Raw genomic sequence first — 13,901 nt, 5'->3', positions numbered from 1 at the left:
TGTCTGCTGGCCGCGGTTCGGGCTGCGGCGTTGTCGTTGTTCCTGTTCGTGTCCTTGGTTCAGCCTGCAGCGCTGTCCATGTTTTCTGTGTCTGGGTTGTCGGTTTGGTTTTCCTGCAGGGTGGTGGTGAGTTCGTGTACGACGTGGGTGAAGCCTGTTACGTGGGGGTTGTGGGTGTCTTTGTGCCAGGCGAGGGCGACTTGGAGTGGTTCGATGTCGGTGAGGGGGACCCAGGACAGGTCGGGGCGGGCGTAGTAGAGGGCCATGCTGGCGGGGGCGAAGCAGATGGCGGTGCCTTCGGCGACTTGTTCGAGCATTTCTTCGACGTTGTCGTTTTTGGGGCCCCAGTGGGGTGTGGAGCCGTCGGGTCTGGGGTTTACTGCCCACCAGTCGACCCATTCGCGTGGTGCTTTTTCGGTCCACAGGAGGGGTTCGTCTTTGACGTCCAGGATGCTGATGCCCTCGCGCCCGGCCAGGGGGTGGGTGGTGGGCAGGCCGGCGACGCGGGGTTCGGTGTGGACGATTTGGGTGTGCAGGCCGGTGAGGTCGGCGGGCAGCCAGACGAAGGCGACGTCTATGCGGCCGTCGCGTAGGGCGGTGGCTTCCTGGCCCCAGTCGAAGCGTTTGGGTTCGACCCGCACGTCGGGGTTGCGCCGGGCGAACTCGGCACGGGCCCGGGTGGTCAGTTCGCCGGCGCCGCTTGCTTCGAAGCCGACTCTGAGTACCGCCTTCTCCTGTCGCTGGTGGCGTTTGGCGGTGGCGAGGAGGCGGTCGGCCTGGCGTATGGTGCGGCGTGCTTCGGCCACGATGTCGTGTCCGGCGGGGGTGGGGGTGACGCCGCCGGGGTGTCTGTCGAAGAGGGGGACGCCGAGTTCTGCCTCGAGTTTCCGCAGGGCGTAGGAGAGGGCGGGCTGGCTCACGTACAGGCGGGCTGCCGCCCGGCCGAGGTTTCCTTCCTCGGCGATCGCTACGAGGTAGGTCAGCTGTCTGAGTTCCATGGGGGGAGCTTAACCAGCGGCGATAAACGTTCTTTATGGAGTGTGTTGATCTGTGTCTTGGACGGCGGGGCGGGGTGGGGGCCGTAATGGACACACGCGCCGGGATGCCGTCCCGGCGGTGTCCGCCGGCCGCTGCCTGGCCGGCTTTTGGAACCACCCTGGAGATCCCCGTGAGTGACAACGCCCGCACCGCCCCCGCCCCCACTACCGCTCCCACCCGTTCCGCCACTGGCAAGGTCTGGTTGATCACTGGCGCGAACTCCGGGTTCGGGCAGGCGATCACCCGGGCGGCCCTGGCTGCCGGTGACACGGTGGTGGCCGCCGTCCGCCGCCCCGGATCCCTCGACGAACTCGCCGCCGCGCACCCCGGCCGCCTCGTCCCTGTCGCTCTGGATGTCACCGACCCGGCCCGTATCAGTCCCGTCGTCGCGGAGGTGATTCTCTGGTACGGGCGGATCGATGTGCTGGTCAACAATGCCGGCCGGGGGCAGGTCGGCGCCGTGGAGGAGACGACTGACCGGGAGTTGCGTGACTTGATGGACCTGCATTTCTTCGGCCCCGCCGCGCTCACCCGTGCTGTGCTCCCGCACATGCGCCGCCGGGGCGCGGGGGCCATCGTGCAGATGAGCAGTATGGGTGGCCGGTTCTCTTTCCCCGGGGTGGGGGCCTACTCGGCCACCAAGTTCGCGCTTGAGGGGCTGTCCGAGGCGCTGGCGCTGGAAGTGGCCCCGCACGGGATCAAGGTGCTGATTGTGGAGCCGGGGGCGTTCCGGACGGGGTTCGCCGGCGGTGGCGCGCTGCGGCAGTCGGCGCCCCTGGACGCGTACGAGGAGACGGTCGGTCCGGTCCGTGCGGGGCTTCCGGGCAGTGACGGCAAGCAGCCGGGGGACCCGGAGAAGGCTGCCGCGGCGATTCTTGCCGCGTTGGCTGCCGAGCGGACCCCGCTGCGGCTGGCCCTGGGCAACGACGCGGCGGATGCCATCGCCGCCCAGTTGAAGTCCGCCGGCGAGGAGGCGGCCGCCTGGGAGGCGGTCAGCCGGGGCACCGACTTCGACGCGGAGTAAGACGGGCGGGGCCCGGCGCCGGCCCCGAGCACTGAGGCGGGACGGGGGAGTGCCCCCTGCTCCAGGAACGTCCCCCAAGGATCCGGGGCATCCCCGGGGGCATCCCCGAGGGGCATTCCCGGTCTGCTCGGCCTGCGTGCCCCGCCTACCTCCGGTATCCCGCCGGCTCCGCCAGCTGCCCTGCGGGGCGGACACGGTGCAAAGCAGGGAATGTCGTGGGGCGTTCCCCCGGTGAGCTGGACGGGGCTGCACGGTGTCGTGAGGGTGGCAGGCCTCCGTCCTACGTCGGACGCTGGATGATCGGAAGATCCGCGATGGACGCCGGCGTTGTCCGGACCACCACGCTGGCGTTGTCCGGATCACCGCGGTGTTCCCTCCACGGCTCTTGTGGCCTCAGACGGTTCACACTCCCGAGAAAGCAGGAACTTCCGATGTCGAAGATTCTCATGGTCCTCTCCGCAGCCGACAGCCTGACGCTGGCCGACGGATCGACCCACCCCACTGGATTCTGGGCTGAAGAGGTCGCCGCCTCCCACCAGGCACTGTGCCGCGCCGGAGCACAGGTGGACCTCGCGACCCCCGGCGCCGCCCGGCCGATCGTCGATGCCCTCAGCCTCGACGCGCGCGGTGGAGTGTCAGAGGCCGACGCCCAGGAGTTCCGTTCCTACCTCGACTTCATCGCCGGTGAACTCGCCGCCCCGCTCTCCCCGGCCGACGTGCGCATGAGGGACTACGACGCCCTCTACATTCCGGGCGGCCACGCCCCCATGGCCGACCTCGCACACGATGCAGACCTGGGCCGCCTGCTCAACGAGGCCTACGCGGAAGGCACGACGATCACGGCCCTGTGCCATGGCGTCGCCGCACTGCTCAGCGCCACCGCGAAGGACGGAAGCTTCGCCTTCGCCGGCCGCACCCTCACCTCCTTCAGCGATGAAGAAGAGCGTCAGGGCGGCCTCGGCGAGAACACTCCCTTCTTCGTTGAGAGCCGCTTGCGTGAGCGCGGCGCACAGGTCACGACCGGCGCGCCGTGGAGCAGCACGGTCGTCGAAGACGGGATTCTGATCACCCGGTCAGAATCCTCAGGCCAGCGTTGCCACCGCCGAGGCCACCCTGAAGGCCCTGGCCGACAGGGGAGGCACCCTTCAGCGCAGGCGCGGGCCGCATTGTCGCGGCCCGCGCCCTGCCCCCAGCAAGGGCCCCGCCCCCCATCACCTGCCGCTGCATCCCCTCCGGAGGCACCGTTTGTCAGGAAAACCGCCCGCAGCCGAGGCCGGCCTTCGCCGGCGGCCGGTGCCGGCACGATGGGTGATCACCGGCCGGTGTTCAGCACGGCCATCGCCGTCAATAAAGCCGTCGCGCGTGCCGCCGTCCAGATGGTGAGGTGGCACGGTGACTAACCACGATGATGCGGATGCTGGCCGACCGTTGACACTGGCTTGGGTGAGCCGACACCTGGATGTCGGCGAACGGATCGTCAGGACCGAGTCGCTGCACGGCGGCATCACTGCCGAAATGCGGAGGCTGACCGTCGGCACGCCCTCCGGAGGCACCCGTGACCTGGTGCTGCGGAGCTTCGTTGACCCGTTCTACGTGGGGCACGCCGAGGACTCGCTGAACAGGGAGGCTGACGCCCTGACCCTGCTCACGGGGGCCGGGGTGTCGGCTCCTGGACTGGTCGCGGTCGATCCGACCGCCGCGCACTGCGAGTATCCGTCGCTCCTGATGACGCATCTGGCGGGCCGGACGGTCCTCGATGATGAGGATTTGGAGACGCGCGTCCCGCTGCTGGCCCGTCAACTCGTCGCGATCCACGCGTTGCGACCCGCCGAGCGGCCCCGGGAGTATGTGGCGTTGACGACCGCCGACACCGTCGTGACTCCGAAGCGCGCCGACGCGGCGGTATGGGGCGCGGCGACCGACGTGATCCGCAACCCCGCGCCGCCCTATGAGGGGCGGTTCCTGCACCGGGACTTCCAGCCCGGCAACGTGCTGTTCGACGTGGAGCCCTCAAGGCCGGCAGGTACCCGGATCACCGGCGTCGTCGACTGGGCAGCGGCCTCCTGGGGCCCGGCGGATCTCGATGTGGCGCACTGCTCCGTCAATCTCGCGCTGCTGCACGGCCCGGCATGGGGTCTGCGGTTCGCCGAGGCGTATGAGGAGGCCGGCGGGGTCCTGGCCGCGACCGCGAGCGAGCGGCTGTACTGGCAGGTGCGGGACGCACTGGCGTCCTCAGAAGAAGTGCAGTTGGTGGCGCAGCCATGGCGGGAGGCAGGGAGGGCAGAGCTGACGACGAGAGCCGTGGAGGAGCGGCTGGATGCCTACGTCATCGCTCTGATGGACGCGCTGGACTGAGCCAGGGCGGTCCGGGGAGGCAGACCCTGGGGAATTTGGTGGCCCTGGCCGAGCATGTGTGAACCTTCGCTCGCATGGTTGCGGGCCTGCAGGGCTGACCGGCTGCCGGAGTGGATGGCATTGCCGGTACCGCTACGGACCCGCCCCGTGCCAGCCGGTTCGCCCGCCACCGTGCAAGCGGCTTTGACGCCGTCGCTGCTGGCCTGACCCGGCCCTGGAACTGTGGTGTTGCGGAAGGCCATGCCGGTCCGCGTCGCGGCCGCCCATCCGCTCCACCGTGTCACGTTGTTCAAGTGCTGTATGTCCGGTCCGGTCGCGTAGGCGAGTCGGGGTCCCTCTGTGCAACGTGTCCTGCTGGTGTGGCCGGGTGCGGCTGGGTGTCACCACTCTCGCGGACCGGGGCAGGGCTCGGAGATCAGTTACGAATCAGCGAAGGACGAGTCGGCGCGTGACTGAGCATTGGGGTATGACTGCCGGGCGAGGAACTTCTCGAACGCTGCCTTCTGCTTCGGGTCCATGAGGCTTTGGCGCACGTGGTGGGCCTTCTCCTGGAGCCAGTGTGCTTCGCCGGGGTCCAGGAGTTCGGCAATCACCACGCCTTTGCGAGCAACCGCCGTGCGCCTCCCTGCACGCCGGCGAAAAAGCGTGAACGCGCCGTATTCCGCTGGGTGGGCCAGTTCCGGCTCGTCCGCCGCAGCCTGGTTCTTCTCCGGCGCTACTCGTGGGGTAGGGGGTGGGGGCCCAGTGCTCCCAGAGCGCCAGCGTGGCCGCGGGTACCAGCACCACGCGTTCCGCCTCTTCACGCCCCTCCCACATGAATGTGACAGTGACGGGCCCGCCTACCGCCTCCGCCAGCCCGAGCACCCTCTCCACCTCATCGTTGATCGGGTAACCCACCACTACATCGATCTCAATGCCCATGACGCCCGAGGCTACTGGCCGCTTCCGACATGCCGGCCTGAAGCTCCTGCCTTTCGTCGGCCACGGGGCACCGGGCGGACCGTCCGGAACCGCTGTGGTCCGGCACGCGCAGGTGTCCGCCGCCGCGCAGGACTACTACGCCCCTTCCCTGCCGGCCTCGCCCAGCCGACCGCTGCCAGCACTTTGCCCTGCAAAGCACGTAAAGCCCGTTACTTCACACCGTCCAGCGATGGTCCCCGGGTCGCCGGAAGGGGCGTGCGGCCCGGTGCGTGGAGCGGTCCTGTGTCCGCCAGCTGTTGCGGTCTTACACCGCGCACGGCTGCGTGCGCGGCCTCTGCCAGGACCGTTTGTGGCAGCCGGGAGAGCAGTAGCTCGCCGGGGCAGGGGCCAGATGTTCGATCCTGGCCGTCCATGACGTCCCCGCACTCCGGACGGACGTCAGGTCACCAGATGCCGCTGCGGCGGGCCTCGGCAGTCGGTGTCCGGTGGCGTGAGTGGTCGGCTGGGTGCGGCTATCACCGCCTGGGTTCCCGCCCGTGCCTGCTGCATCCGCCACTCAGGGCTGTGACCGGCAGGCTGGCGAATCAGAACACGCCGCTGTCGTCCTCGCTGCCGGCATCAGTCAGCCACTGCGCCCGCGGCGCAACGGGAGGCGCCGCGTCTCCTTTCTCGGCGCCCGGTACCGGCCTCAGCCGGGGTGACCTCCGTCCTGTTGCCATGGTGGTCACCGTAGGGCAGCACCAGGGGTGTTCGCGCTTTCCATAAACAACGGGCGGGCAGGGGGTGGAGGCGTAGGGCGCAGACTTGAGTCTCCTGCAGGGGGAGACGTGAAGGTGGGCTCATGGACGGCGGCACTCTCTACTCGATCGGTGAACTGGCGCAGCGCACGGGGCTGACGGTCAAGACGATCCGGTTCTACTCGGATCGCGGCATCGTGACGCCTGCGGGCCGCACTCACGCCGGCTACCGGCGCTACGCCCCGCAGGCCGTCGCTCGCCTTGCCCTCGTGCGGACGCTGCGCGAGCTGGGTCTTGGCCTCGAGATGATCCGGCGGGTCGTGGATCAGGAACTCACGCTCAGCGAGGTTGCCGCGCAACACGCCGCCGCGCTGGACGCACAGATCGGCGTCCTGCGTCTGCGGCGGGCGGTGCTGGCGGCCGCCGCCACCTGTGAGCCCACCCCAAAGGAGATGGAACGCATGCACCACCTGGCCACCTTGTCCGCAGCCGAGCGCCGGCAGTTGATCGACGGCTTCCTCGACACTGTCTTCGGCGGTCCGCCCAGTAACTCCCACCATGCCGCAGCCAGGCGCTCCATGACCCCCGAGCTCCCCGAAAACCCCACCGACGAGCAGGTCAGGGCATGGGTGGAGCTGGCCGGACTGTCCATGGATCCGGACTTCCGCGCCCATGTGGCGCGCCTGGCCGAAGACCATGTGAGCGCCCTGCCCGGCGGCATCCCCACCCTCCCGCGCCCGGACGTGGTCGCCATCGCCCGTGATCTCGCGGGACCCGCCCTGATGTCCGGCATCAGCCCTGATTCGCCCCGGGCCGACTCTGTCGTCACAGCGCTCACCGCCCAGTGCGCGCTCGCCTACGGCCGCCCCGATGACACCGGGCTGCACCGGTGGCTGCTGCACCGTCTGGAAGCCGCGAGCGATCCCCGCCGGGACCAGTACTTCCAGCTGCTCGCGCTGATCAACGGCTGGCCGGCACCGGAACGCCTCGCCCCGGTGATCGACTGGACCGCCACGGCCCTGCGCCTGCGGGCGGCTCGATGACCCCCAGCCCAGGCCGGGGGCCGACAAGAATTTTTCGCGAGCCCGGTCCGCACGACAACGAACCCTCACAGCCGGCCTGATTCCGACGGCAGCGGACGCCACCTGGCCCCGCAGGGTCCGTGCGAGAAGTGCCGGGGCAGCGGCCCCCGTCCGACGCTGAGGACCGCCCAGGGCGTCCGACAGCCCCGCCCCGTCGCGGAACGCCGGCCCGCCACCGGGCCGGCCGGGCGTCAGAAAGCAGACGGTAACCACCGCGACACACGCCCACCGCCCCCGGCCGGCTCTCTCGCAGGCGCGCTCCCGCGCACCCTCAAACCGTCCCATCCGCCGGTCCCCGTGAAGGACTTTCGTTGCGGGACTCGCTCCGCTACTGCAGCCATACGCCACACTCCTGTGGCCGCAGCATCGAAGGCGCCTGTGCGCCCTGGCGTCTTGGAAACGAAGCCAGAATGCGGCAAGCGCCATGGAAAGGCGCCCGCGCCCCGCGGGGGAGCCAGCCCAGGAGGGCGCGCCGCCCGCCACGGGCCCCACGAAGAGTCCATCGGAAAACCCGGCCGGGCGATTCTCCAGCCCGAACCCGGCAGCTCACCAAGGAGGCGTTGCGGAGTACGGACCCACTGACGTCTGCAGTTGGACGCTGCCGTGCCTCACTCCGCCGCGCCTCCGGGGTGCCCTGCCCGGGAAGCCGTTCCACCGGTCCTCGCAACCGGTGCTGTGTCCCTCCTGTCCCGCGCGGGGTGAGGGAACGGTATGCGGATGTCCGGCCGGCGTGTTGTGTCTTGTTGTCGTCGCTGTCGTTCAGCACAGCGGGTTCAGCACAGCAGGTTCAGCGCCTGGGGCAGGACCCGCGCGGTGACCGGCAGGTCCGCTTCGACCTCGCCGTCGGCGCCGTAGGGCAGGTGCCGGTCGGCCTCGATGCGCACCTGGTGTCCGTGCAGGATCTCCACTTGCGGCCGCCGGATGTGCTGTCCGGTTTTGAGGTCGTTCATCATGGCGAAGAACAGCAGCCTGGACGCGTGGTGGATGACGATGACGTCGAGTACGCCGTCGTGTACGGAGGCGTTCGGAGCGATCTGCCGGCCGAAGCCGTAGTAGCCGGAGTTGGCCGCCACCACGGTGAATCCGGTGCGCTCGTGCACCGTGCCGTCGATGGTGATGCGGTATCGTGCGGGCTTCCAGGTGGTGATGGCCCGCAGCGCGCCCGCGTAGTACGAGGCGGCGCCCAGGGCGCGGCAGGTGTTGGCGTGGCGGTTGGCCAGGGCGTCGACACCGGTGTACACACTGCCGAGGACCGTCGTCCGCTGGTGGATGGCGGACTCGATCTCGATGGCGTCGGTCTTCACGGGGTGGGCCCGCAGCAGCAGTTCGGCGAGGTCCGGGACTTCTCCGGGCAGCCCGAGCGCACGGGCGAAGTCGTTGCCGCGGCCCGCGGGCACGATGCCCGCGACGGCATCGGTCCCGGCCAGGGCGCCGACGACCCGGCCCGCCAGCCCGTCGCCGCCCACGCCCAGGACGACCCGGCCCCGTCCGGCCGCGCGCAGGGCCAGGTCCCGGGCATGTCCGAGACTGCGGCTGTACTCGACTTCGAGGTCCGCGCCCGCCTCGCGGAGCCTGCGGGCCAAAGGGATCAGGGTCTGGCTGCCCGGGCCGCCCGGGGCGGGCTTGACGACGGCGGTGAAGTGGCGCATGGCTACGCTCCGGGAGACGTCAAGGGCGGCAGAAGGATGCCGGGGTTGAGGATGCCGGACGGGTCGAGCCGGTCCTTGACGGCATGCAGGACCTCCACGCCCAGGGGGCCGATTTCTCGTGCGTACCAGGGGCGGTGGTCGGTGCCCACCCCGTGGTGGTGGCTGATGGTGCCGCCGGAGGCGAGGATCGCCTCGCAGGCCGCCTGCTTGGCACCCGCCCAGTGGGCTTCGGGGTTGTCACCCTGGGCGCTGAGGACGGTGAAGTACAGTGAGGCGCCGGCCGGATAGACGTGGGAGATGTGGCACATCACCACGGGCGGGGTACCCGCGCCGGACAGGGCGGTGGTGATCGCGGTGCGCACGTTCTCGTACAGGGCGGGGATCTGTGACCAGTACGCGGCGGTCTCCAGCGTCTCGGCGAACGCCCCCGCGTCGAGCAGGGCGTCGCGCAGATACGGAGCGAAGAAGCGGCCCTTGTCCCACGTGTCGCCGGGCTCCTCGCCGAGGAACGTGCCCGCATGGGCCCGCAGCGCGGCGTGGGCGCGCTCCCGGCGGACGGTCACCTCCTCCGTGCTGCCCTCGTATCCGGCGATGGCCAGGCAGCCGGTGTCCGAGCCGGCGCCTGCCCCGATGGCGGCGGGGTCGGCCAGGCCGACCAGGGTCTCCGTCTCGTCGGACAGCCGCAGCACGGTGGGCAGGGGGCCGTCCTGGGCCAGGGCGCGCAGCGCGTTGCGGCCCTCCGCGAAGGAGGCGAAGCGCCAGCCCTCGTGGACGCGGGTGGCGGGGCGCGGGCGCACCCGCACGGTCACGGAGGTGATCACGCCGAAGGCGCCCTCGGACCCCAGCACCAGCTGCCGCAGATCCGGTCCGGCCGCCGAGCGCGGGGCGCGGCCGGTGTCCCAGGTGCCCTCGGGGGTGGCCACGCGCAGGGCGGTCACCATGTCGTCGAAGCGGCCGTAGCCCGCCGACGCCTGGCCGCTGGAGCGCGTGGCGGCGAAACCGCCGATCGTGGCCCACTCGAAGGACTGAGGGAAGTGGCCCAGGGTGTAGCCGTGTTGGGCGAGCAGCGCCTCGGCCTCGGGGCCGCGCAGACCCGGTTCCAGCACGGCGGTGCGGGAGACGGTGTCCAGGTCCCTCAGCCGGTTCATCCGGCGCAGATCCAGCGAGATGAAGCCGTCGTGGCCGCGGGGGGCCAGACCCCCGACCACGCTGGTGCCGCCGCCGAAGGGGACGACCGCGATCCGGTGTGCGGCGCAGGCCCGCAGGACGGCCACCACCTCCTCGTGGCTGCCGGGCCGCACGACCGCATCAGGCGCGTCACCGGCGGCGCCGGACCGGATGCGCAGCAGGTCGGGTGTGGACTTCCCGCGGGTACGGCGGATCCGGCTCTCGCGGTCGGTACGCACGTGTTCCGCCCCGACGATCCCGGCGAACGCCTGGCGGGCGTCCTCGGCCAGCCGCGAGGCGGGCGGCTCCACAGCCTTCAGGGTGACGGAGCGGCCGTCCCCCGGCCGCACACCGAGCAGTTCGCCCAGCAGGCCGAGGACCGGCTCGGGCAGGGGCGCCGCCCGGTCCGGATCGCCCCAGCCATTCCACAGCATCTGCGCAAACTCCATCTGACTCCTCGCTTCCGCCGCGCGGGTCACGTGACGCCGGTGGCGCGCTGCGACCTTCGCCTGCCACGTCATCGCCGTTACACTGTGACAGATGACGTCCAAACGCAACACCGTTCGGGGTGACGACGCCGTACTCGACGCCGCACGCGACTGCGTGCTCGCCGTCGGCGTCCGGCGGACGACCCTGACCGACGTGGCCCGCCGCGCGGGCGTGTCCCGGATGACGCTCTACCGACGCTGGCCCGACGTCCGGGCGCTGGTCGGCGACCTCATGACCCGTGAATGGCTGGCCGTCACCGTGGGCGCGATGCCCCACCCCGGCCCCACGGCAACGACGAACCCCCCGCTGGCCGAAGCCTTGATCAGCGGGCTCCGGGCACTGCGCGCCCACCCGCTGCTGCGCAAAATCCTCGACGTCGACCCCGAGCTGATGCTCCCGTACCTCTTCGACCGCCGCGGCGCCAGCCAGGACCGGGTACTGGAGTTCATCGAGGAGGCCCTGCGGCACGGACACGCGGACGGCTCAGTCCGGCAGGACCACCCGGTGCGGCAGGCCCGTGCCCTGCTGCTCATCCTCCAGTCCTTCGCGCTGTCGATGCAGATCATGACCGACGACACCGATCCCGAACTGAACGAGGCCGCCTTCTACGCGGAAGCCCGCCACATCCTGGAAAGGATCCTCGTCCCATGAACGCCGCCGCCCCCCACCCCGGCTGCTCCCTCTCCGCCGCCCGCCGCTTGCGGGAACTGGAGGAGCTGGCCGCGGGCACCACCGTCGACGTCCTGGTGGTGGGCCTCGGCGCCACCGGCGCCGGAGCCGCCCTGGACGCCGCCTCACGTGGCCTGTCGGTCGCCGCGGTGGACGCCCACGACCTGGCCTTCGGCACCTCCCGGTGGAGCTCCAAGCTGATCCACGGCGGACTGCGCTACCTGGCCACCGGCGAGGTGGGCGTCGCCTACGAGAGCGCGGTGGAACGCGGCACGCTGATGGAGCGCACCGCCCCGCACCTGGTGCGCGCCCAGCCCTTCGTGGCGCCGCTGACCGGCCTCACCCCGCACCGCAACGCCGCCCTGGTCCAGGCCGCACTGCGCGCCGGCGATGTGCTGCGGCGCTCCGCGGGCACCGCCCGCAGCACCCTGCCCGCCCCCCGGCGGCTGTCCGCCGTCGAGACCCTGGCCGCCGCGCCCGCCCTGCACAGGCAGAGCCTGCGCGGCGGACTGCTGTCATGGGACGGCCGAGTGGCCGACGACGCACGGCTGGTGACCGCCATCGCCCGCACCGCCGCCGGATACGGCGCCCGGGTGCTCACCCGCACCCGCGCGCTGTCGCTCACTGGCCGCGAAGCCCTCGTCCGCGACGAGAGGACCGGGCAGGAGATCCGGATACGGGCCCGGACCGTCATCAACGCCACCGGTGTGTGGGCCGGTGAGCTGACCGACGGGATCCGGCTGCGCCCCTCCCGCGGCACCCACCTGGTGCTCCGCGCCGAGAGCCTGAGCGGGCTGCGCACCGGACTGCACATCCCCGTCCCCGGGGAGACCAACCGCTTCGTCCTGGTGATCCCCCAGGACGACGGCCGGGTGTACGTGGGCCTGACGGACGAGCCCGTGGACGGCGCGCTGCCGGAGGTACCCCAGGCGCCGGAGCCCGACATCGGCTTCCTGCTGGACATCCTGGGCTCCGTCCTCGACGTGCCGGTCCGCCGCGAGGACGTGGCGGGCGCCTTCGCCGGCCTGCGGCCCCTGCTGGACACCGGCCGCGCCACCCGCACCTCCGACATCTCCCGCCGCCATGCCGTCATCACCTCCCCTGAGGGCGTCGTCACCGTCGTCGGCGGCAAGCTCACCACCTACCGCCGGATGGCCCAGGACGCGGTGGACGCCGCGCTGACCGCCGGCCTGCTGGACGCGCCCCGGCGCTGCCGCACCTCCCGCCTCCCCCTGGTCGGCGCCGCCCCGCGGGCCGTCCTGGCCGCGTTGGCCGCGCCCCGCAGGCTCGTCGACCGCTACGGCACCGAGGCCCCCGCAATCCAGGCGCTGGCCGACACGGACCCGCGTCTGGCGCAGCCGGTGGCCAAGGGCGTTGCGACCACCCGGGCGGAACTGCTGTGGGCGGTCCGGCACGAAGGCGCGCTCGACGAGTCCGACCTCCTGGACCGCCGTACCCGGATCGGTCTCGTCCCCGAGGACCGGACTGCCGCCCTGGACGCGGCCCACGAGGCGCTGGCGGCCATCCCCGACCGGGTGTGATCGCGTATCACCCCCTCGAACTCCTCCGGCCTGTCAGACCGGCGGACGCCCTCACGCCGACGACAGCGGCCTCGGCGACGGCGGGTGTGCATGGAGCACCTCCTCGACCTCGCGCGGATAGACGTTGTATCCGCTGCGGACGATGAGGTCCTTCTTCCGGCCGGCGATGAAGTCGTAGCCCTCCTCGTCGACACGGGCCAGATCGCCCCTGTGGAACCACCCGTCCCAGATGGCCTCCGCAGTCGCACCCGGACGGTTCCAGTAGCCCCCCATCACGTTTTCGCCGCGGATCGCCATCTCACCGATTCCGCCCGGCCCGACCGCCATGCCATCGTCCGCGACCAGCTTCATTTCGACCCCGCGGACGGGCAGACCGATCGAACCAGCCTTGCGTGGCCGATCCGGAGGGGTGAACGAAGCGACCGGCGACCGTTCCGAGAGACCATAGCCCTCCAGCACGGTCACCCCGAATTCCCGTCCGATGCCGCGCAGTACCTCGACCGGCAAGCAAGCACCGCCGGAAACGGCCAGCCGCATCCGCGAGAGGTAGCCGTCGGGGATCCCGGCGTCAAGCAGGGCCGTGTACATCGTGGGGACGCCCAGGAAGACGGTGACCTTGTCCCGGCGCATGATCTCCAGTGCCTTCGCCGGCTCGAACCGCGGCAGCAAGGTCAGCGCAGCCCCGGCGGCTACGGCGGCGTTGAGCGCACAGGTCTGTCCGAAGACGTGGAACAAGGGCAGGCCACCGAACAGTACGTCGTTCGGCCCGACATGGAGCACTGTCCCGGCCACGGTGACCGCGTTGGCCATCAGGCTGCGGTGGGTCAGCTCGGTGCCCTTGGGCGTTCCTGTCGTGCCCGAGGTGTACAGCATCACGGCAGTGTCGTCCTCCGCCCGGCCGACGATCCCGGGCACCGGTGCGGTAGCCCGTATCAGAGCGCCGAACCCCACAGGGCCGGTGACCAGACACCCGGCGCCGGCCTCTGCCGCGGCCGTCGCGGCCTCGTCCGTGAACAGCGGGAACGTCACCACGACGCGGGCCCAGAATCCCGGAGGGTCAACGCTATGTCGCGGGCCCTCAGCAGCGGGTTCATCGGAACCACTACGCCGCCTGCGCGAAAGGATGCCGCAGTACACGATGAGGAAAAGGTGATGTCGGGCATGATCAGCGCGATGCGATCGCCCGGCCGCACGTCCCTGGCCTGCAGCAGCACGGCGGACCCGGGCGC

The 13,901-nt window shown here is 71.0% G+C and carries 11 protein-coding genes and 1 pseudogene; 6 read left to right on the top strand and 6 right to left on the bottom strand.

Features of this window, described 5'->3' with window-relative positions:
* Positions 1-59 precede the first annotated feature (59 nt).
* Complete coding sequence (locus BBH68_RS31280; RefSeq protein ID WP_079151317.1) at positions 60-998, bottom strand: LysR family transcriptional regulator; 939 nt, start codon at positions 996-998, stop codon at positions 60-62.
* 170 nt (positions 999-1,168) lie between these two features.
* Between BBH68_RS31280 and BBH68_RS31275 the strand changes: the two genes are divergently transcribed.
* The 3 genes from BBH68_RS31275 to BBH68_RS31265 all read left to right on the top strand — a co-directional run bounded on the left by BBH68_RS31275 (position 1,169) and on the right by BBH68_RS31265 (position 4,417).
* Positions 1,169-2,062 (top strand): oxidoreductase, encoded by an 894-nt coding sequence (locus BBH68_RS31275; RefSeq protein WP_065967100.1) that lies wholly within the window; start codon positions 1,169-1,171, stop codon positions 2,060-2,062.
* A gap of 431 nt (positions 2,063-2,493) precedes the next feature.
* Positions 2,494-3,462 (top strand): type 1 glutamine amidotransferase domain-containing protein, encoded by a 969-nt coding sequence (locus BBH68_RS31270; protein WP_065967099.1) that lies wholly within the window; start codon positions 2,494-2,496, stop codon positions 3,460-3,462.
* A gap of 43 nt (positions 3,463-3,505) precedes the next feature.
* Entirely contained in the window at positions 3,506-4,417 is a 912-nt protein-coding gene (locus BBH68_RS31265; protein ID WP_245738398.1) for a phosphotransferase family protein, read from the top strand.
* 419 nt (positions 4,418-4,836) lie between these two features.
* Here the strand turns inward: BBH68_RS31265 and BBH68_RS43555 are convergent.
* Positions 4,837-5,338: pseudogene (locus tag BBH68_RS43555) on the bottom strand (hypothetical protein).
* An 841-nt stretch (positions 5,339-6,179) separates the two neighbouring features.
* Between BBH68_RS43555 and BBH68_RS31255 the strand changes: the two are divergent.
* Positions 6,180-7,118, top strand: coding sequence for a MerR family transcriptional regulator (locus BBH68_RS31255; protein ID WP_065967097.1), 939 nt, complete (start codon positions 6,180-6,182; stop codon positions 7,116-7,118).
* A gap of 812 nt (positions 7,119-7,930) precedes the next feature.
* On the opposite strand, the gene BBH68_RS31250 is transcribed toward BBH68_RS31255, so the two are convergent.
* Positions 7,931-8,806: a diacylglycerol kinase family protein gene (locus BBH68_RS31250; protein WP_065967096.1), complete on the bottom strand. Its 876-nt coding sequence runs from the start codon at positions 8,804-8,806 to the stop codon at positions 7,931-7,933.
* A 2-nt stretch (positions 8,807-8,808) separates the two neighbouring features.
* Positions 8,809-10,422, bottom strand: coding sequence for an FAD-binding oxidoreductase (locus BBH68_RS31245; protein ID WP_245738397.1), 1,614 nt, complete (start codon positions 10,420-10,422; stop codon positions 8,809-8,811).
* Between the two features lie 91 nt (positions 10,423-10,513).
* On the opposite strand from BBH68_RS31245, the gene BBH68_RS31240 reads away from it, so the two are divergent.
* Positions 10,514-11,113: a TetR/AcrR family transcriptional regulator gene (locus BBH68_RS31240; protein ID WP_065967095.1), complete on the top strand. Its 600-nt coding sequence runs from the start codon at positions 10,514-10,516 to the stop codon at positions 11,111-11,113.
* Positions 11,110-12,672: a glycerol-3-phosphate dehydrogenase/oxidase gene (locus BBH68_RS31235; protein WP_065967094.1), complete on the top strand. Its 1,563-nt coding sequence runs from the start codon at positions 11,110-11,112 to the stop codon at positions 12,670-12,672. The genes BBH68_RS31240 and BBH68_RS31235 overlap by 4 nt, the downstream gene beginning before the upstream one ends.
* Before the next feature lie 51 nt (positions 12,673-12,723).
* On the opposite strand, the gene BBH68_RS31230 is transcribed toward BBH68_RS31235, so the two are convergent.
* On the bottom strand, positions 12,724-13,704 hold the full coding sequence (locus BBH68_RS31230) for an AMP-binding protein (RefSeq protein ID WP_065967093.1): 981 nt from the start codon (positions 13,702-13,704) through the stop codon (positions 12,724-12,726).
* The gene (locus BBH68_RS43550; protein ID WP_245738404.1) at positions 13,698-13,835 is read right to left on the bottom strand and encodes a hypothetical protein; all 138 of its coding nucleotides are present in this window, start codon (positions 13,833-13,835) and stop codon (positions 13,698-13,700) included. Before BBH68_RS43550 ends, BBH68_RS31230 begins: the two co-directional genes overlap by 7 nt.
* Positions 13,836-13,901 lie beyond the last annotated feature (66 nt).

Origin of the sequence: Streptomyces sparsogenes (genome assembly GCF_001704635.1) — a bacterium.
Lineage (GTDB): Bacteria > Actinomycetota > Actinomycetes > Streptomycetales > Streptomycetaceae > Streptomyces > Streptomyces sparsogenes.
This window is presented reverse-complemented; position numbering and strand designations above follow the sequence as displayed.

Bases quoted from the DNA above. Each gene is read 5' to 3' on its own strand.
- BBH68_RS31280 (WP_079151317.1), bottom strand. From the start codon at position 998: ATGGAACTCAGACAGCTGACCTACCTCGTAGCGATCGCCGAGGAAGGA.
- BBH68_RS31270 (WP_065967099.1), top strand. From the start codon at position 2,494: ATGTCGAAGATTCTCATGGTCCTCTCCGCAGCCGACAGCCTGACGCTG.
- BBH68_RS31255 (WP_065967097.1), top strand. From the start codon at position 6,180: ATGGACGGCGGCACTCTCTACTCGATCGGTGAACTGGCGCAGCGCACG.
- BBH68_RS31250 (WP_065967096.1), bottom strand. From the start codon at position 8,806: ATGCGCCACTTCACCGCCGTCGTCAAGCCCGCCCCGGGCGGCCCGGGC.
- BBH68_RS31245 (WP_245738397.1), bottom strand. From the start codon at position 10,422: ATGGAGTTTGCGCAGATGCTGTGGAATGGCTGGGGCGATCCGGACCGG.
- BBH68_RS31240 (WP_065967095.1), top strand. From the start codon at position 10,514: ATGACGTCCAAACGCAACACCGTTCGGGGTGACGACGCCGTACTCGAC.
- BBH68_RS31235 (WP_065967094.1), top strand. From the start codon at position 11,110: ATGAACGCCGCCGCCCCCCACCCCGGCTGCTCCCTCTCCGCCGCCCGC.
- BBH68_RS43550 (WP_245738404.1), bottom strand. From the start codon at position 13,835: ATGCCCGACATCACCTTTTCCTCATCGTGTACTGCGGCATCCTTTCGC.